We start from the raw sequence: 17,702 nt of genomic DNA on the forward strand, positions 1-17,702 counted from the left end.
TTAGCGTTGTCTGGCGAACGAACCTTGAGGTGCCCCCCTGTTTCGCCGGGTGCAGGTGCGCCGCTACAAGGCGCGGGCTGCGGTCAAGGGGCGGCGGATCGAGACGATTTCTGGCCGCGAAAGCTGGGATCTGCGCAAGACGTTGCCGAAGTCGGCGGTGCCGGCGCGCACCGAATATGATGTGGGAGAGGGGGCGTTGCACCCGGGTTCGATCGGGCCGATCTGGCGGGCAATGATCCGGCGCGCCTTCGACAAGGGCGCGCTGAGCGACCTCACCGCCGATGATCTGGCGCAGTTGCTCAAGGGCGTGAGCGCGCATTCGACGCGGGTGGGCTTGAACCAGGATCTGTTTGCGAGCGGCGAGGATCTGGCGGGGATCATGGATGCGCTACGCTGGAAGAGTCCCCGGATGCCGCTCGCCTATAATCGCAATCTGGCGGCAGAGCAGGGTGCCGCCGGCCGCTTGATCGCGAAAATCGGGTGATTAGATCTTGAGCTGCGCATAATTAGGTATTTGTGACGGTGTTTGAAAATTCCGAGTGCGCCAGATCACGCGGATTAGCGTTCCAGCGAATGTCCGACGGAATCGGAAAAGAAAACCCGCCCGTCTTTTGACGGGCGGGCAAGGAAAGGTGTCTACGTCTTACCGAGACTCCTTCGGGTCGCTGGCTGATGCTATGCCTTCGTGTTTCGGATTCAAGGCTAAACTAGCGGGGCTGAGCAGTTTCTCAGGCTGTGTACATCGCCGCGACCGACGACCTGGAAATATGCGCTAGCCTTGCGTTTATGCGCAATCATGATAGATGTATTATATATACATGATTGGAGCGCGAGTCGTGGACGGTGTCTCGAAAATCAGAGAAGAAGAGCTGACTCCTTTGGTGGAGGAATTTTACGCGCGGGTCCGCGCCGACCCCGCGCTTGGGCCGATTTTCAACGATGCGATCGATGACTGGCCGGAGCATCTTGGGAAGCTGACTGCGTTCTGGTCCTCCGTCATGCTCACCAGTGGCCGATACAAGGGGCAACCGGTGCCGGCCCATTTGAAGCATAAGGCCAGGATAACGCCCGCGCTGTTCGAGCGGTGGTTCGCACTCTGGGTTCAAACGACCAATGACAGGATGACGCCCGAAGCGGCAGCGGCGCTACAAGCGAAGGCGCGGCGCATCGCCGAGAGCCTGCAACTGGCGATGTTCTTCCAACTGGAGGAACGGAGTGCTGCATCGGTCGCCAACGCGGAACGTAAGGATGCCATCGAGCGACCAGGGCAAACCCATGGCTGAAATCTTGCCTTACCGTTCCACGCCGGTGTTCAACCAGGACACTCTGCCGGCTGCCTTGCGCGCGCGACATGACACGAAGGCTGGTGTTTGGGGCGTGATCCGGGTTTTCGAGGGCGAACTCCGGCTAACCTACCTCGAGCCACCTTCGGAGATCGTCCTGACGCCTGACCAGCCTGGCTTGATTCTCCCTCAGCAACCGCATTTCGTAACGCCGACAGGGCCGATGAAGATGCAGGTGGATTTTTACGATCACATTCCCAAGCTCTGACATTCCGGGATTTTCAACGCATTCAAAAAGGAGAAGTTGATGACGCAGCCCCTCAGCGATCAGACCATTGCGCTCGTCAAGGCGACCGTCCCCGCGCTCGAAGCGCATGGCCTCGACATCGTGAACGAGATGTATTCCCGGATGTTCCAGAACCCGAACATTCGCGACCTTTTCAACCAATCGCACCATGGTGATGCCGGTTCGCAGCCGCGGGCACTGACCGGCGCCATTCTCGCCTATGCGAGCAACATCGAAAATCTCGGTGCGCTTGCCCCGGCGGTCGAGCGGATCGCGCAGAAGCATGTTGGCCTGCAAATTCTGCCCGAACATTATCCGCACGTTGCCGAGGCGCTCCTGGGGGCGATCAAGGCGGTGCTGGGGGATGCGGCCACCGATGAAATTCTCGCTGCCTGGGGCGAAGCCTACTGGTTCCTGGCCAACATCCTGATCGCCCGCGAGCAGCGAGTCTACTCAGAACAGAAGGATGCGACCGGCGGATGGAATGGCTGGCGCGATTTTCGCGTCGAGGACGTCGTGCGTGAGAGCAGCGTCATCAATTCCTTCGTTCTGCGCCCCGTTGATGGCGGGGCCGTCATGCGGCACAAGCCCGGGCAATATCTGACCTTCTGGCTTGAAATTCCGGGACATCCGCCAGTCAAGCGCAACTATTCGATTTCAGCAGCCCCCAACGGCGAAACCTATCGCATTTCGGTCAAGCGTGAGCCGCTTGGTCTTGCGTCAGGCTGGCTTCATGATGAAGCCAAGCCGGGCACGGTGCTCAAAGTTGCCGCGCCTGCAGGCGAATTCTTCCTGGCAGCGCATGTCGAACGCCCGGTGATCCTCCTGTCGGGCGGCGTGGGGCTGACCCCGATGGTGGCCATGCTCGAAACGCTTGCTGAGGGCGAGGCGGGAGTCCCCGTGCACTATGTCCACGGAACTCATGACCGCGATACCCACGCAATGCGTGATCATGTTCGCGCTGTCGCTGGGCGGGGCAAGTCAATCACCGTCACCGATTTTCATCAGACCCCGCTCGAAGATGAAGTCGCAGGACGGGATTATGACGTCGCCGGCATCATTACCGATGAATGGCTGGTCGCCAACACGCCTGTAGGTGAGGCCGATTACTATATCTGCGGACCACGCCCGTTTCTGCGGCACGCCGTCTCGACCTTGTCGCTGGCTGGCGTCCCATCCGACCGCATTCATTACGAATTCTTCGGTCCGGCGGACGAATTGCTCGCCGCCTGACTGAGCGCGGAAAAGGGCGACATCGCCCTTCTCCGCGTCTACTCAAACCGCCATGTCGGCGTGATCTCGGACTTCTGGACGCACTTGGGCGTCAGCGACAGGTTCCTCGACGAGAATCGCGAACTTGGCACCCTGGTAATAGATGCTGGGCCGATGCCAGGCCCGCGTCACGACGACGACCGTTCCGTCGATCTCGATCTCTTCGCCTGCCTGGGGTGACCGCGCGAAGTGAAAACTGCCCCGGGCTGCTGGGGAACTGCTATCGCCAGCCAAAACGTCAACGAGCATTTACTTCTCCTCCTTATTCAACGGGCGGTCTGTGATGGTGGATAGCGCCACGGCTTGCCCTGGCCGATCGCTGCGTCAAACTGCGTTTCGGCGAAGCTCCAATTTGCGAGCCTGTTCCACCAGGACGTGATCCAGCCCGCGCGATCCTGGCGGTAATCGATGTAGTAGGCATGCTCCCACACATCGCAAGCAAGCAGCGGCGTCACCCCTTCCTCAAGGATTGGGCTACCCGCGTCGTGGGTAGAGATCACCTCGAGCTTGTCGCGCTTCGCGATGAGCCAGACCCAACCCGATCCGAAATGGCCCGTTCCTTCAGCGGAAAAACGCTGTCTGAGCGTTTCGAGACTCCCGAATTCGGACGAAATGGCGCTGGCGAGCAGCCCGGCAGGTTTAACCGTTTTCGGCGCCATGCTCTCCCAAAAGAAGCTATGGTTCCATGCCTGGGCTGCATTGTTGAAGACGCCCTTCGCGCCGCTGCCGTGCGCGATACGGATGATTTCCTCGAGCGTGTGGGCCGAGAAATTCTGCTCGGCCAGCAGCCGATTGAGCGTTTCCACGTAGCGTGCGTGATGTTTGCCGTGGTGGATCTCCAGTGTTTCCGCCGAGAGGACAGGCTCGAGATCCTTGGTCCCATAGGGCAGGGGAGGCAATTCGAAGACGAGCCTCTCAAGGTCGGATTGAGGTATTACAGCATTGCGGCTTTGATCAGCCATCGCTTGTCTCCTTGAGCAGAAATAGCGCCGGAAATCGTTTCGGCCGAGGCGTGATGATGCGGCACCATCCGGCGCAGATAAGTCGGTAGGAAGGCCCTGATGATGAGCGCTGCGGGACCATTGCTGATGCAGCCGCACAGGGCGCTGCAATGGTCTTTGGTGAGAACGGTCAATGTGCATAGGACAGCTCCGCCCTTCGCGCATCGAGCGCGGCCATGCACAGGGCGATTGCCTCAACCGGGTGATGGGCTGTCCATTGGCCAAGCTCGCCCACCACGGTGGTTCCCTGGGGGCCGGCTTCGATCCAATAGCCGGATGGCACCAACATAGCGGCAGCGCGGCAAGTCGCCGTGTAGAGCAGTGCCCGAACGTGGTTGCCGTCGTCCTGCAGCCAGACTCCCGGAGCAATAACGGTCAAGCTGCGCAGTGCCGGAAATACGGCCAGCGCAATCCGTGCATCAATGTCGCGATCGGGTTCACTCGCGCCCTTGCAGGCGGAGATGGCGTCGACGAGGCTGTCGTCATGGCCAATCGCCCTCACGCGGCACAGGGCGCGCACGGCGATCATGACGCGCCTGCAATCCGGAGTTTGGGAACTGCCTCATCGGGGTGGCGGCTGACGGGTGAGCAGACCGGTTGGAGAAGGCCGTCTCCAATGGCGTAGACCCAACCGTGAAGCGTTAGCGCAGCGTGCCGCGCCCAGGCCCGAAGAACCAATGGGTTGGCTGCGAGTGCTTTCACCTGGGCGCGGATATTATGTTCGCACAAACGGTCCGCATTGGTATCCGGGGTGCAGCAGACTGTTTGATAGAGCTCACGCACCGGTGCGAGCCAAAGCCCGATCGCGTCGTCCCTGTCCGGTGCCATTGCCGCTTGAATCCCGCCGCACCCGTAATGGCCCACGACGATGATGTGCTCGACCTTCAAAACATCGACCGCGAACTCCAAGGCGGCGGCGAAGTTAGGATCGCTCGGCGTGGCGAGATTGGCGACGTTGCGATGAACAAACATCTCGCCGGGATCGAGATCGACGATTTCGGTGGCCGGCACCCGGCTGTCCGAACAGCCGATCCAGAAGTAGCGTGGCCGCTGCTGGCCTACGAGCCGTTTAAAGAATCCGGGATCGATCAGGGTTTTGGCGTCAGCCCATACGCGGTTGCGGGCCAACAGGTCGGAGAGGCCGCCGTCGTCTGCTCCGTCGGCGGCGGTCTGTCTTTTTCCACTCTCCTCCAATTGCCTCATTGCCCGGGAGCCTGCAGATCGACGACCCGAAGGTAGGGCTTCAGTGTCTTGTAGCCTTGTGGGAACTGCCGGGATGCCTCCTCGTCCGACAGCTTCGGCGATATGACGACCGGCTCGCCAGGTTCCCAGTTGACGGGCGTTGCGATGCTACGGGCATCTGTAAGTTGAAGGCTGTCGATGGCACGGAGAATCTCGGCAAAATTCCGACCGGTCGAAGGCGGGTAGGTCAGGATCAGCCGCACCTTGCGTGACGGATCGATGACGAAGACGGAACGGACAGTGACCGTCGGGTCGCTCTCGGGGTGGATCATGTCGTAGAGCGCCGACACCTTGGTGTTGGCATCCGCGATCATCGGGAAGTCGAGTTTCGTCCCTTGGGTTTCGTGAATGTCGAGCTCCCATTTGTGATGGGCTTCGACCGGATCCACCGAGAGGCCAATGGGTTTGACGTTGCGTTTGTCCCATTCGGACCGGAGCTTGGCAACCTCGCCCAGTTCCGTCGTGCAGACCGGCGTAAAATTCTTGGGATGGCTGAACAGGACACCCCAGCTTCCGCCGAGCCAATCGTGGAAGCTGATGCGACCGTGCGTGCTGTCCTGCTCGAAATCGGGGGCGATCTGCCCGAGCTGAATGGCCATGGGAACTCCTTCATATCGCAGATCTGATGTGGAGATGGACGAAGCATCATACAAACGAATGTTATTATTATTTATCAGCAAAGATATTGGATATAAATTAGCGCCGGGTTCCCGGTCCGAGCCCCACGATCACGAGGAGGGCTATCGGCATGGCGAACAGCACTATCCCATTGCCGTCCCCTTCGGCGACGAAGCCGTTTTGGCGGAGCAAATCGACAAAAAGGCGGATCGAGACGAAGGCGATGCTTGCGGCGAAAATCAGATAGAGCCCGGACATGGAGGGCGGGCGCTCTGGTCCACGCGCTTGTCGGTCATCATCGTTGTCAGCCTTCACGGCAGCTTTGTCCGTGACGAGGGAGGCGGTTTGCGGCGGCAGGTTTCCTGAAGATTAGGGGCATCTTCACCCGACGGCTGTCGGTCTTCAGATGACCACAGCGCGATGAAGTCAAACGGAGGGGGCACTTCCTGCCAGGGCTGACGCACTCGGCGATGTGCCGTTTGTTCCCAATCGAGAGAGAGGATCACACCGATACAAACCGCGATCACGAAGACCACCACGGCAACGAAGACATCGTCACTGATCGCACCAGCGTCGTAAAAACTGAAAAGTGCTATGCCTATCCCTAAAACCAGCAACGCCAGCGCTATGCTGACTTTCCAGATTTCGGCCCGCGGCGGCGGCGGTTCGGGCGTGAAGCGGCCTAAAGGTTTCATCTGAAAGTTCGCCCAAACCGTTAGACGCCTTATGGTTGTTGGTGCCTGTCCAGGGTCGATCACACGGGTCTTGCCTTGTGATCCCATCATCGGCCCGCTACCATGAAGCAAGCAAATGAATATTATTGCGCATTGAGCGCAAGGATGATGGTTTATGGATATCAATGTTGCGCGCACATTCTTGGAAGTCGTTAAAACCGGCAGTTTTGTGAACGCTGCGTCGAACCTTCACCTCACGCAGACCGCAGTCAGTGCCCGCATCCGGGTGCTTGAGGACCTGCTCGATCGGCCAGTATTCATCCGCAACAAGGCAGGTGCGAAGCTGACACCGGCGGGCGAGCAGTTTCTGCGCTTTGCAACCACCATGGTGCAGGTCTGGGATCGGGCGCGCCGCGCCGTCGCGCTCCCGCCGGGACGGGAGACCGTGGTAACGGTCGGCGCCGAGCTCAGTCTGTGGAGTCCCTTGCTGCGGCACTGGTTGCTCTGGATGCGTCGGGAATGTCCGGAAATCGCGGTAAGCACCCATATCGACACATCCGAACGCCTGATGGAGCAGGTCCAGGATGGCTCACTCGATATGGCGGTGCTCTATGCCGCGCCGAGCCGTCCGGGGATCATCGCCGAACTCTTGTTCGAGGAAAAGTTGGTCCTGGTGCGGACCACGCCAACCAGCAGCCCTCTCGCACCGGAAGATCATGTTCAGATCGATTGGGGTGAGGAGTTTGCCGGGAGCTATCACGCCGCTTTCCCGGATCAGCCTAACTCCGTCGTTTCGATCAGCTATGGTCCGCTCGCGCTCGATTATATCCTGGCGACAGGGGGTAGCGGCTATTTTCGCAAAGGCTTCATCCGCTCCTATCTCGAGGAAGGCCGCCTCGCTCTCGTCCCCGGAAGTCCTGAATTTTCGTACTCGGCCTATGTCGTCCACAGCACAAAGGCCGACCCGGGCGTGATGGACCGCATTCGTGCCGGCCTCAAGGCGGCCGCGGCGATTACAGCATGACCGTGAACGAACCATCCTCGCCCGTTTGCTACGCCAGCGAAGCCGATGACATTTACATGGGCTTTGCCGGTCGCGAGGAGATCCTCGCGGCGCTCAACGAACTGCTGGAAGCCGAACGGGCCGGCGCCCGCGTCGCGCTCGCCAGCACCAAGTCGGCGAACGATCCCGACTACGCCGAACTGATGCGATCGGTCCGTGCCGACGAAGCACGTTGGTGCGCGATGCTCTCGAGGCAGATCAGGCGATTGGGCGCAGCGCCCTCACGCAAGACCGGCGCCTTTTACAAGAAGGCGTTGGCAATCCCTGATCCGCTTGAAAGGCTCGCCTTTCTCAACCGCGGACAAGCCTGGGTGGTTCGCAAACTGGAATCTCTGACCCCTAGGGTTCGTGACGAGGCATTGCATGCCGATCTGCGCGAGATGCTCGAGAGCCATCGGGTCAACATCGATCGCGCCGCAGCGCATCTTGAAGCGGAGCATTGACCTGCGCGGAAATCCGCAGGCTGTATCATTTAGTCCATGCCGACGCCGAGCGGTGATTGGCGGTTAATCAGCCGCTTCATGGCCTCACGATCGGACAGGAGATCGGAAATCCGGTAGGTATCGAATACCGCCATCATCGCCTGCATGCCTTGCGCCAGCACGCCGGTCAGTCCACATGCGGGAGACAGCGCACACCCGGAACAATCTGCGAGTTGGAAGCCTTCCTCGGTGCGGCGGACGACCTCGCCGACGGTCATCTCATCCGCTGGTCGGGCGAGACGCATGCCGCCGGCGCGACCGCGAACGGTTTCGATGAAGCCGTCGTGCGCCAGGGCGTTGACGACCTTCATCAGGTGATTGTGGGAGACATCATAAGCCCGCGCGATTTCGCCGATCGAACACAGGCGCTCTTCGTGAAGGGCCAGGTGAATCAAGACCCGCAGTGAATAATCCGTGTAGCGTGTCAGCCGCACGCAGAACTCCCGAGAAACAATCTGCAAACACCATACCTGTATGTCACAGACATGTTAAGGCCGGGATTGCCCTCGATGCCGGCTTGCAACGATCGGCCCATGGTTGTTGGCCTGCAGCGACCTGCCTTATCGAGCAATTATTTTGATGGATCGCTGCATTAAAAGTCATTTTGTGCATGAGTGCTCGTGATGCCATCCTGATGTCCCCTTGGGCGTGAGAGGCTGATATGTACAAATACGACGAGTATGATCAGGCCATGGTCGATGCCCGGGTCGAAGAGTTTCGCGACCAGACGCGCCGTCGGATCGAAGGCCATCTCAGCGAAGACCAGTTCAAGCCTCTGCGGCTCAAGAATGGGCTCTACCTGCAACTGCACGCTTATATGCTGCGCGTAGCGGTGCCTTACGGCACGCTCAATTCGCGGCAAATGCGCAAGCTGGCGCATATCGCGCGCAAATATGACCGAGGCTACGGTCATTTCACGACACGACAGAACATCCAATATAACTGGATCAAACTGGCGGATGCGCCCGACATCCTCGCTGAGCTCGCGACGGTGGAAATGCACGCCATCCAGACGAGCGGCGAGAGCATTCGCAACCTGTCGGCGGATCATTATGCTGGAGCTGCTCCCGACGAGATATGCGATCCGCGGCCCTGGGCCGAACTGATCCGCCAGGCCACGACGTTCCATCCAGAATTCAGTTATCTGCCGCGCAAGTTCAAGATCGCAGTGATCGCCGCGCAGGAAGACCGTGCCGCGCTGCGCTGGCACGACTGTGCACTGCGCATCATCAAGAACGAGAACGGTGAGCAGGGGTTCGAGGTCTATGCTGGCGGCGGTATGGGGCGCACGCCGATTATCGCTTTCCCGATCAGGGCGTTCTGTCCGGCAGGCCAGATCTTTTCCTATATCCAGGCGATCCTGCGGGTGTGGAACCGGCATGCGCGGCGCGACAACATCCACAAGCAGAGGATGAAGATCCTTGTTCATGAACTGGGGGAAGAAGAGTTCCGCCGTCAGGTGGAGATGGAGTTCGAGCACATCCTGACGCTGGGCCGGGATTTTCCGCAGGCCGAGTATGACAGGATTGCCGCCCATTTTGACCCGCCGCCGTTCGAGACCGGGCTTTCCGAGGAGCTCGACCGCTCCGATCCCGACTTCGCGCTATGGGTCGATCGCCAGGTCGCCGCACATAAGGCGCCCGGTTATGCCATCGTCAATATCAGCCTCAAACCCGACGGGGGTATAACCGGCGACATTTCAGCCGAGCAGATGGAGCTCGTGGCCGACCTTGCCGAACGCTACAGCTTCGATGACCTGCGCTCGACGCATGTCCAGAATCTCGTGCTGCCCCATGTGCGCAAGCGGGATCTCCATGCGGTCTGGCAGGCGCTGGACGCGGCGGGGCTGGCAAGCGTCAATCTCGGCCTCGTCACGGACATCATCGCTTGTCCCGGACTCGATTATTGCAGCCTGGCCAACGCGCGTTCGATACCCGTCGCCCAACAGATCGCAGAGCGCTTTGCCGATCTCGATCGTCAGCTCGACCTCGGCGAACTCAAGATCAAGATTTCGGGCTGCATCAACGCCTGCGGTCATCACCACGCGGCCCATATCGGTATCCTTGGTGTCGATCGTAAGGGCACAGAGAACTACCAGTTGCTGCTTGGCGGGTCCGGGGCCGAGGATGTTTCGCAGGCCAAGATCACCGGGCCGGGCTTCGACGAGACCGGGATCGTCGATGCCGTCGAACGCACGATCGAACGCTATCGTGAGATTCGCGAGCCAGGTGAACGCTTTCTCGATTGCTATCGCCGCGTTGGCATGGATCCGTTCAAGGAGGCTATTTATGGGTGATCCGTTACGCTTCCGGGACGATCCGGCACCGGATGAGCCGGGAGTTTCCCTGGATGCGTTTCTCAATCAGAAGGACGCAACCTCAGTGCTTCTCGAGGCGGGCGATGATGTCCGCGCCTTGTTACCCGAACTTGGCCGCGTACGGCTCGTCGAGATCGACTTTCCGCGGTTTCGCGACGGGCGTGGTTTTTCCAGCGCAAGCATATTGCGCGAGGCGGGCTACACAGGCGAAATCCGCGCGATCGGTGACGTGCTCATTGATCTCGTATTCTTTATGCGGCGTTGCGGCTTCGACAGCTTCGAGCCCGACGCCCCCTTTCATCCGGGTGCCGTCGATGCTGCGCTGAGCCGCTACCCTGACGTCTATCAGTCCGCGACAGATGGGCGAGTACCGATTTGGGCGCTGCGGCATCCCCAATTCGCCACGGAATGAAGGCAGTTCCTTCCTCTGGTTTGGACGGTAGTTCGGCACCTGGCGCGCGCACCATATATTAACCAGACCATCGTGCCTTGAATGCTGGAAGTGATGAGCGGGGTCCTTGTAAATATATCGCAACACGATATATTGGAACGAAGGGCGCGGAGGGGATGTCGATGGAGGCAGATATGCCGATGTTGCAAATCCTGGTCACGGCTGTCGGCCTGACGTTGGGCAGCTTGCTGGTCGCGATATCGCTGTCCTGTCTGGCTTGGTGGCTGGCCACCCGCGTTCATCATCCGCGCTGGGGCGCGGCTTTTCTGCTCATCATAGTCGGTGGCACCTGGCTGGCTGCGTTAGGGCAAAGTGAGTTCGTGAAGATGGCCACCGTGTTCGCTCTGGTTGGGGCAGGCCTGCTCTATCTGGTAGGCCGGGAAGAACGGGATGGAGGATCTTCGCGCGATACCAAGCCGGGCCGCTCCGCCCTCTCTAAAGGAAAGCACTGATGGCAACGCAGATCTGGATCTATCCTGCCCTCATCGCGGTTCTAGGCCAGAATAGACGGCCGAGCTTTGCTGAAATGCGCAGTTTCGTTCGACGAGCCCGACGTGAAGCCGCTGCAGCTGGGGGTTCGGACGTAGCACGCCGAGGGAAGGTGCGTCGCCTGATCGAAGCGGCTTTGAAAGCGCCAACTCCTCAGTTGATAGCGGACGAATAGGCGCTTCCTACTCTCGCTTTGCGAACGCCCCTGCGTGCTATGCTGATGCCCCGTTTGCGCGACCTGAGAGTTTTTGCGCTTAACCTGCAAAAACATTCGTTTGCGACGCAGTGCGCATTCTTTCACCCTGCTTCTATCAAACCATGAAGATAGCTGGTTGCGAGCGAGCATCGACAGGAGAGGATGCCGCATGAAGAGGTTTATGTCGGGCGACCCTGCTGCACAGGCCGTTTTTACATGGTCGCGGGCTCTATGGACGCTTCTGTTCGCTGGGCTCGCGTTTGCTCTCTATTGCCTCAGCGAATATCGCCTCCTCAGTGAGGAGCAGATTATGCTGCTGATTTTCCTCGCCGTACCGATCGCCGCATTCTTTGTGTCAGGCAAAGGGCAGGACATGTCTGATGGTTCGAATAAGACAGACCAGGGCACCAATTCGCGCGCGTCCACAAGAAAGAATTAAACGCAAAATATTTGCGTTTATCCATTAATATTTTGATTTACGGTTTAGGGTGCTGGCTCGGTTAAAGGGCTTTCTCATATCCATGGGAGGTAATGACCACGGTCGCTGTCGATCGTGACAATCCCGTTTGTCATGGTTGTCAGTGATGCTTGTTGCGTTTGCAGGCGGGAAACGCCTGCCAGCCTCTCCCTTGGTGGTTGACCCCCAGAAGCTGCTCTTTTCGCTCAGCAGCTTGCTGGCGGCAGCCGCTACGTTGGCCATAGCCTTCTCAGCCAGTTTGCCGCGCCCCTGGTGGGCTCTGTTGACGGTATACGTTACCGCTCAACCCATGGCCGGTGCCTTTCGGCCCAAGGTTCTCTACCGTCTGGGCGGCATACTAACCGGTGCCGCTGTCACGATCCTGCTCGTTCCCAACTTGCAGAACTCGCCCGAACTTCTGGTCTTGTGCCTCGCGGCCTGGACAGGTTTCTGCATCTATCTTGCGGTTCTTGATCGCACCCCGCGTGCTTTCCTGTTCCAGATGGCGGCGTTCAGCTCAGCGGTGATCAGCTTTCCCTATCTCGATGATCCGGGGAATATTTTCGAAACCACGGCCGCGCGGGTGCAGGAGATGACGGTTGCTATCCTGTGCGTGACGGCGGTTCATGCGCTGCTCCAACCCTGGAGCGCGACGCCGGCTATTCGCGCCCGTGTCCAATCTTTTTTGGGTCACGCCCGCCGCTGGACCGCAGAGGCGCTTGGCAGTCAACATACCCGTCTCGAGGACGCGCATCGCCGCGCACTGGCGGCGGACGTCACCGAACTCGGCATGATCGCGGTCCATTTGCCGTTCGATCAGCGCTGGGCTCCCGCGACCCGGCGACGGGTTACGGCCTTGCAACAGCAGCTCGCCACCGTCCTGCCACTTGCCTCGGCTGCGGCGAACCGGCTCGACCGTCTTCGCGAAGCTGGCGATCTCCCCCCGGAGCTCGAAGCTTTGCTGGCCGACGTCACCGACTGGCTGGATGATGAGCAAAGCGAGCTGCACCGGGTGGGATCGCTGGTGCGGCGGTGCGAGGCGCTGGCGGCTGCCGCTGAGGCGCGCGGCGACTGGAACGGCCTGCTGACCGCGAGCGCCTGCATCCGCATCGCCGAGTTCCTGACCGCATTGGCCGCGAGTCGAAGGCTGGCGGACAGGATCGGGTCACCGGGTCGGCCCAGCGCTAAAATTCTTGCCGCAGAATCCTTTTCGCTTGCCCGCGATCATGGCGTCGCTGCGCTCGCGGGCCTGGCGACCGCCACGGCAATCGGGCTCTATTGCGCCGTCTGGATCCTGCTCGCCTGGCCTAATGGATCGGCGACCGCGGCCTTTGCCGCGCTCATTACCTGTTCTTTTGCCGCACAGGACGATCCCGCGCCGGTGATCGGTCGCTATCTCGTGGCGACGCTCAAGACCTTTCCGTTGGCGGCCCTCTATCTTTTCGTGATCCTGCCCCGGGTCGATGGCTATGAAATGCTGATCGTCACCCTGGCGCCAGCCTTGCTGTGGATGGGCTATATCCAGGCCGATCCCGCACGTTCGCCGCAGGCATTGCCGATGTTCTCCTGCTTCATCGTCGCCATGGGCTTTCTCGCGCGTTTTCAGGCGGATTTTGCACTGTTCATCAACACGGGGTTGGCCCAGCTGGGTGGAATTGTAGCGACGCTTGCCGTCACCCGCATGTTCCGATCGGCCAATGTCCTGTGGACCGCCCGGCGTATCCTGCGCGCGAACTGGGGTGAACTGGCCCTACTTGCGGACATTCGTCGGCCGTTCCGTCCGGACCGCTGGACGGCAAGAGCGGTCGATCGGCTCGGGCAGGTGGCTGCACGCATGGCGGTGGCACCCGCCGGCGATAGACTCCGTGCCGCTGACGGTCTGGCGGACCTCAGGATCGGCCGCAACATCATTCCGATCCGCCGGGCGCTGTCTCATGTCCCGCATAACGTGCGGCACCGCCTGGGCGCGGTACTTGCCGTGCTGGCGGTGTTTTATGGGGATCGCTGGCGCCATGGCCATGCGGATGCTCCGCCGCCCGGCTTGCTCGATCCGATCGACCGGGCCTTGGAAGCGCTTCTCAGCCTGCCGCTCGATGAGCATCGCCGGCCTGCCTTGCGGGCGCTGGTAGGGATGCGCTGCAATCTCTTCCCGACTGCCGCTGCGCCCCATATCGTTTCATCAAGAGCTGGGGAAAGCGCATGATCGAGGAGATCAATGTGCTCGGCGTTTATATGCCGGCGGCGCTCGCCTGGGGCGTGCTGGCCGCGGTGCTCGTCTATATTGTGCGCGGGCTCCTGCAGCGCCTGCCGGGCTATCGACTGCTCTGGCACCCAAGCCTGCTCGAGCTCGCTCTCTTCATTCTGCTGTGGTGGGGCCTGAGCGCGCTCGCCGATAGTTTCCTCTACCGATGGGTCGCGTCTTGACATGTTGCACCGACAAAATCTCCTGCGATCGCTCGCCACGCTCCTCGTCATACTCGTAGTTCTGGGGGGGATATATGCACTGTGGCTGCGCTATCAGGTCGAGCCGGTCACGCGCGATGGCAAGGTGCGCGCGGACATGGTGCCGGTGGCCGCCGATGTCAGTGGGCTCGTCACCGAGGTGAAGGTCGCCGACAATCAGAAGGTCCGAAAGGGCGAGATACTCTTCATCATCGACCGTCCGCGCTACCGGCTTGCGCTGGAACAGGCCGAGGCCAACGTGGCAAGCCAGCGCACCGCGCTCGCGCAAGCTGTCCGTGAGGATCGGCGCAACCGGGCCATGCCCGAAGTGATCGCTGCTGAAGTGATCGAACAAGGCACGGCGCGGGTCGAAGGACTGCGGGCGACGATTGGTCAGGCGGTGGCAGCGCGCGACCTGGCTCGCTTCAATCTGGAACGAACCATCGTGCGTGCACCGGTGGACGGGACCGTGTCCAACATGTCGCTCCAGCCCGGGGTCTATCTGACGGCCGGCAAAGCCGCGTTAGCGCTCGTCTATGACCACTCGCTCCGGGTGGAAGGTTATTTTGAGGAAACAAAATTGCCGGCGATCCGCGTCGGCGACCGTGCAAGCATCTACCTGATGGGCGTTGCTGACGAGATCGAGGGGCATGTTCAGAGCATTGCGGGCGGTGTCGAGGATCGCGAGCGGGCCGGAACCGACGGGCAACTGGCTAATGTAAACCCGTCCTTCACCTGGGTTCGCCTCGCGCAGCGCATTCCCGTGCGTGTCACGATTGATAGAATACCGCCTAATGTACGGATGATTCCGGGCCAGACGGCCACGGTTGTCGTTCATCCGCGCGATGATGGGCGCAGAGTACACCGGAGCCTGCCATGGTAAGGCGCGCGCTGGTGCTGGCGGCTGCAGCCGCGCTGGGCGGCTGCACGGTGGTCGGACCCGATTATCATGTGCCTGACGCCGCGATGGTGAAGGCACCTGCGGCGCAAGGCGCGTTTCAGTCGATAGGCGCGGCCACGACGCAGGAACCGCTGCCCGATCATTGGTGGCGGCTCTACGAGAACCCGACCCTCGACCGGCTGATCGAACAGGCATTCGCCGCCAATACGGATCTGCGAGTGGCCGAGGCCAATCTCGAACGCAGTCTGGCCTTGCTCGACCAGCGCAATGCGGGCCGGGAAATTCAGGGCAGCGCGAACGCCGAAACAAGCTGGGCCCAGCGCTCGGCGGAAGCCGAGTTGAGCCATGTAAAGCCGCCGACGCGGCAAATCTACAATATGGGCATCGGGGCCAGCTATGATCTCGATCTGTTCGGCGGAATAAAGCGCGGGATCGAGGCAGCAAGTGCCGATGCCGACGCTGCCGTGGCGGCGCGCGATCTGGTGCGTGTGACCGTCGCGGCCGAGACGGCGCGCGCCTATGCCGACATCTGTAACGCGGGCTATCAGCGCGATGTGTTGGGTCGTGCGATTGCTGTCCTAGAGCAAAGTGTTCGATTAACCCGGATCATGGTGTCGCATGGACGCGCGGCACCCTATGAACTGGACCGGCGACAAGCGTTGCTCGAAGCGAGCCAGGCCCGGCTCCCACAATTGGTGGCGCGCCAACGCAACGCCCTTTTCCGTGCCACAGCGCTGGCCGGTCGCATGCCGAGCGACGCGGACCCCGGCCTGTTGGCGTGCCATGCCCCGCTTGCGCTGACACGCATGATCCCCGTTGGCGACGGTGCCGCGCTGCTCAAGCGTCGGCCCGACATCCGCATGGCCGAGCGCCGGCTCGCCGCGGCGACGGCGCGGATCGGCGTCGCCACGGCGGATCTCTATCCAGACATCCGCCTGGGGGCATCGATCGGCTCCACGGGGGCTGCCGCCGATTTCCTGTCACCGCTTACCAACCGTTTTGGTCTCGGGCCGCTGATCAGTTGGACGCTCAACCGACATGCCGTTCGCGCCCGCATTGTGGCAACTGAGGCCCAAAGTCGCGGCGACCTCGCCGCGTTTGACGGCGCGGTGATCAAGGCGTTGCGAGAGGTTGAGACGGCGCTGACCAATTATCAAGCTGGGCTTGAGCAGCAGGAAAGCCTGGATCGTGCATCCGAAGATGCCATGCGAGCAGCGATGCGGATAAGTCAGTTGCGGCGTGGAGGCAAGATCGCCGCGTTGCCCGCGCTCGAGGCTGAACGTGATCGGATCGCGGCGGATCAGGCGGCGGCCGAGGCGCGCGCGGCGATCAATGACGATCAGATTACGCTGTTCCTCACACTTGGCGGAGGATGGACCAACTGAAACGCGATGTGATTTCCTCTGCCGTCAGAACCTGGGCTGCCACGTTTGCTGCTGGCGCGTGCGCGCAGCCTTCCAGGATTCGCTGACCGACGACCGCAGTACAAATTCGGTGATGCCGAACCCGGTTCCCGCTCATTTCTCCTCGACGGTGCGGTCGAGCGTGAGGCTCCCCACCTTGCCATCGTCGAGGTGGACGACCGCCGTCCAGTAAAAATTGGCTCGGTAGTAGTCATGCACCATCATCCAGTCGGAATAGACACAACGCGCGATCTCGGGATCTTGCCGATCGCCCGTGCAATGCGCGCCAGCCTCTTCAAGGACGTCGAGCGCGCTCCAGAAGTACGTGCCTGGCGGAATCTCCCGGGCAAGAGTGGTGCGTGCCTTCTCGATGTCATTGTTCCACTGATAGTCGTCTTCGAGAACGGTGAATTGCAACGACGGCTTTGCCTCGTCCTTCGCCTCGAGTTCAGACGGGATCAAAAGCAGCGCGACGAGCGCGAGAAGAGGTTTACACATATTGTGCCTTCTAGCGGGATCGAGCCAACGCAAAACCGCAAGATATTGAAGTTTTCCATCAAGAAATCTGTTGTGATGCCGCCGCGCTTCTCAGCTCTCTCGATCTCGAAAACGCAGGTCGTTTGTAAAGACTGGTGACGAGACGCTCAGGGCGTCGACGATATAAAAATGGACGAGATCGCCGTCAGCATTTGCGACGTTCCGTATGGCTTGGGAACCATGATACTTTTGGGAACACCATAAAGCGGCCATTCTGCGGCGCTATCTCCTGATGCATACACCACAGGAATATCCGGTTGCAGTTCTCGGGCGCGCCACGATACCTCCCATCCGTTGGGACCCACCCCAAGCCTCACATCGGTGACCACTCCGGCGATTTCAGGATGACGGCTATCGAGAATAGTGATGGCATCCACCCCACAGGTCGCGGCGATGACCACGTATCCGCCGAATTCTAGCATCTCCTGCAGCGTCCACAGGATAAGCCGCTCGTCCTCAACCAGCAGCAGCACCTTGGCGTCCGACATGCGACGTCCCCCCGTTCCTCCTTTTCCGATGCCGCGGCAGGAGTTTGTATCGCAATACGAACGAAAATAGGTGCGGGTTGGTTCCCCGGTCCCGTCCTTG

At 60.6% G+C, this 17,702-nt stretch carries 24 protein-coding genes and 1 pseudogene; 14 read left to right on the forward strand and 11 right to left on the reverse strand.

Annotated elements, in window-relative coordinates:
* Positions 1-34 precede the first annotated feature (34 nt).
* From A8G00_RS08615 to hmpA, 4 genes and pseudogenes are all read left to right on the forward strand, one after another.
* Positions 35-484 (forward strand): annotated as a pseudogene (locus A8G00_RS08615) (integrase); the annotation flags it as partial.
* A gap of 319 nt (positions 485-803) precedes the next feature.
* Positions 804-1,283 carry a group III truncated hemoglobin gene (locus A8G00_RS08620; RefSeq protein WP_020820530.1) on the forward strand — a complete coding sequence of 160 codons (480 nt, stop codon included), beginning with the start codon at positions 804-806 and terminating at the stop codon, positions 1,281-1,283.
* Positions 1,276-1,551: a DUF1971 domain-containing protein gene (locus tag A8G00_RS08625; RefSeq protein WP_020820531.1), complete on the forward strand. Its 276-nt coding sequence runs from the start codon at positions 1,276-1,278 to the stop codon at positions 1,549-1,551. Before A8G00_RS08620 ends, A8G00_RS08625 begins: the two co-directional genes overlap by 8 nt.
* 39 nt (positions 1,552-1,590) lie before the next feature.
* Positions 1,591-2,802, forward strand: a complete 1,212-nt coding sequence (gene hmpA / locus A8G00_RS08630; protein WP_004206960.1) for an NO-inducible flavohemoprotein — start codon at positions 1,591-1,593, stop codon at positions 2,800-2,802.
* 42 nt (positions 2,803-2,844) lie between these two features.
* Here the strand turns inward: hmpA and A8G00_RS08635 are convergent, their stop codons facing one another.
* The 8 genes from A8G00_RS08635 to A8G00_RS24735 all read right to left on the reverse strand — a co-directional run bounded on the left by A8G00_RS08635 (position 2,845) and on the right by A8G00_RS24735 (position 6,487).
* Complete coding sequence (locus A8G00_RS08635) at positions 2,845-3,090, reverse strand: hypothetical protein (RefSeq protein WP_020820532.1); 246 nt, start codon at positions 3,088-3,090, stop codon at positions 2,845-2,847.
* A gap of 17 nt (positions 3,091-3,107) precedes the next feature.
* Entirely contained in the window at positions 3,108-3,803 is a 696-nt protein-coding gene (locus tag A8G00_RS08640) for a superoxide dismutase (RefSeq protein WP_020820533.1), read from the reverse strand.
* Positions 3,776-3,976 carry a hypothetical protein gene (locus tag A8G00_RS24730; protein ID WP_021318857.1) on the reverse strand — a complete coding sequence of 67 codons (201 nt, stop codon included), beginning with the start codon at positions 3,974-3,976 and terminating at the stop codon, positions 3,776-3,778. The genes A8G00_RS08640 and A8G00_RS24730 overlap by 28 nt, the downstream gene beginning before the upstream one ends.
* Entirely contained in the window at positions 3,973-4,371 is a 399-nt protein-coding gene (locus tag A8G00_RS08645) for a hypothetical protein (protein WP_020820534.1), read from the reverse strand. Before A8G00_RS08645 ends, A8G00_RS24730 begins: the two co-directional genes overlap by 4 nt.
* Complete coding sequence (locus A8G00_RS08650; RefSeq protein WP_020820535.1) at positions 4,368-5,045, reverse strand: carbonic anhydrase; 678 nt, start codon at positions 5,043-5,045, stop codon at positions 4,368-4,370. Before A8G00_RS08650 ends, A8G00_RS08645 begins: the two co-directional genes overlap by 4 nt.
* Positions 5,042-5,683: a peroxiredoxin gene (locus tag A8G00_RS08655; RefSeq protein WP_008828739.1), complete on the reverse strand. Its 642-nt coding sequence runs from the start codon at positions 5,681-5,683 to the stop codon at positions 5,042-5,044. The genes A8G00_RS08650 and A8G00_RS08655 overlap by 4 nt, the downstream gene beginning before the upstream one ends.
* 97 nt (positions 5,684-5,780) lie before the next feature.
* Positions 5,781-6,017, reverse strand: a complete 237-nt coding sequence (locus tag A8G00_RS08660) for a hypothetical protein (RefSeq protein ID WP_129926611.1) — start codon at positions 6,015-6,017, stop codon at positions 5,781-5,783.
* Positions 6,014-6,487: a hypothetical protein gene (locus A8G00_RS24735; RefSeq protein ID WP_125445753.1), complete on the reverse strand. Its 474-nt coding sequence runs from the start codon at positions 6,485-6,487 to the stop codon at positions 6,014-6,016. The genes A8G00_RS08660 and A8G00_RS24735 overlap by 4 nt, the downstream gene beginning before the upstream one ends.
* A 64-nt stretch (positions 6,488-6,551) precedes the next feature.
* Between A8G00_RS24735 and A8G00_RS08665 the strand changes: the two genes are divergently transcribed.
* Together A8G00_RS08665 and A8G00_RS08670 are read left to right on the forward strand one after the other, a co-directional pair.
* Complete coding sequence (locus tag A8G00_RS08665; RefSeq protein ID WP_020820537.1) at positions 6,552-7,400, forward strand: LysR family transcriptional regulator; 849 nt, start codon at positions 6,552-6,554, stop codon at positions 7,398-7,400.
* On the forward strand, positions 7,397-7,882 hold the full coding sequence (locus A8G00_RS08670; protein ID WP_020820538.1) for a DUF6306 domain-containing protein: 486 nt from the start codon (positions 7,397-7,399) through the stop codon (positions 7,880-7,882). Before A8G00_RS08665 ends, A8G00_RS08670 begins: the two co-directional genes overlap by 4 nt.
* Before the next feature lie 29 nt (positions 7,883-7,911).
* Here A8G00_RS08670 and A8G00_RS08675 read toward each other — a convergent pair whose 3' ends face one another.
* Positions 7,912-8,355, reverse strand: coding sequence for an Rrf2 family transcriptional regulator (locus A8G00_RS08675; RefSeq protein ID WP_029986492.1), 444 nt, complete (start codon positions 8,353-8,355; stop codon positions 7,912-7,914).
* Positions 8,356-8,582: 227 nt separating this feature from the next.
* Between A8G00_RS08675 and A8G00_RS08680 the strand changes: the two genes are divergently transcribed.
* The 8 genes from A8G00_RS08680 to A8G00_RS08715 all read left to right on the forward strand — a co-directional run bounded on the left by A8G00_RS08680 (position 8,583) and on the right by A8G00_RS08715 (position 16,559).
* The gene (locus A8G00_RS08680) at positions 8,583-10,217 is read left to right on the forward strand and encodes a nitrite/sulfite reductase (RefSeq protein ID WP_020820541.1); all 1,635 of its coding nucleotides are present in this window, start codon (positions 8,583-8,585) and stop codon (positions 10,215-10,217) included.
* Positions 10,210-10,650 carry a DUF934 domain-containing protein gene (locus A8G00_RS08685; RefSeq protein ID WP_020820542.1) on the forward strand — a complete coding sequence of 147 codons (441 nt, stop codon included), beginning with the start codon at positions 10,210-10,212 and terminating at the stop codon, positions 10,648-10,650. Before A8G00_RS08680 ends, A8G00_RS08685 begins: the two co-directional genes overlap by 8 nt.
* Before the next feature lie 161 nt (positions 10,651-10,811).
* Positions 10,812-11,141 carry a hypothetical protein gene (locus A8G00_RS08690; RefSeq protein ID WP_235181669.1) on the forward strand — a complete coding sequence of 110 codons (330 nt, stop codon included), beginning with the start codon at positions 10,812-10,814 and terminating at the stop codon, positions 11,139-11,141.
* Between the two features lie 402 nt (positions 11,142-11,543).
* Positions 11,544-11,813: a hypothetical protein gene (locus A8G00_RS08695; protein ID WP_020820544.1), complete on the forward strand. Its 270-nt coding sequence runs from the start codon at positions 11,544-11,546 to the stop codon at positions 11,811-11,813.
* A gap of 145 nt (positions 11,814-11,958) precedes the next feature.
* Positions 11,959-14,034 carry an FUSC family protein gene (locus A8G00_RS08700; protein ID WP_025160579.1) on the forward strand — a complete coding sequence of 692 codons (2,076 nt, stop codon included), beginning with the start codon at positions 11,959-11,961 and terminating at the stop codon, positions 14,032-14,034.
* Positions 14,031-14,255 (forward strand): DUF1656 domain-containing protein, encoded by a 225-nt coding sequence (locus A8G00_RS08705; protein ID WP_020820546.1) that lies wholly within the window; start codon positions 14,031-14,033, stop codon positions 14,253-14,255. Before A8G00_RS08700 ends, A8G00_RS08705 begins: the two co-directional genes overlap by 4 nt.
* A 1-nt stretch (position 14,256) precedes the next feature.
* Positions 14,257-15,156 (forward strand): efflux RND transporter periplasmic adaptor subunit, encoded by a 900-nt coding sequence (locus tag A8G00_RS08710; protein ID WP_020820547.1) that lies wholly within the window; start codon positions 14,257-14,259, stop codon positions 15,154-15,156.
* Positions 15,150-16,559 (forward strand): efflux transporter outer membrane subunit, encoded by a 1,410-nt coding sequence (locus tag A8G00_RS08715; protein WP_015449302.1) that lies wholly within the window; start codon positions 15,150-15,152, stop codon positions 16,557-16,559. The genes A8G00_RS08710 and A8G00_RS08715 overlap by 7 nt, the downstream gene beginning before the upstream one ends.
* Positions 16,560-16,691: 132 nt before the next feature.
* Here the strand turns inward: A8G00_RS08715 and A8G00_RS08720 are convergent, their stop codons facing one another.
* Positions 16,692-17,075: a hypothetical protein gene (locus A8G00_RS08720; RefSeq protein ID WP_103000453.1), complete on the reverse strand. Its 384-nt coding sequence runs from the start codon at positions 17,073-17,075 to the stop codon at positions 16,692-16,694.
* 146 nt (positions 17,076-17,221) lie between these two features.
* On the reverse strand, positions 17,222-17,602 hold the full coding sequence (locus A8G00_RS08725) for a response regulator (protein WP_021318860.1): 381 nt from the start codon (positions 17,600-17,602) through the stop codon (positions 17,222-17,224).
* Positions 17,603-17,702: the final 100 nt, after the last annotated feature.

The sequence above is a fragment of the Sphingobium sp. SA916 genome (assembly GCF_002894065.1).
GTDB lineage: Bacteria > Pseudomonadota > Alphaproteobacteria > Sphingomonadales > Sphingomonadaceae > Sphingobium > Sphingobium fuliginis.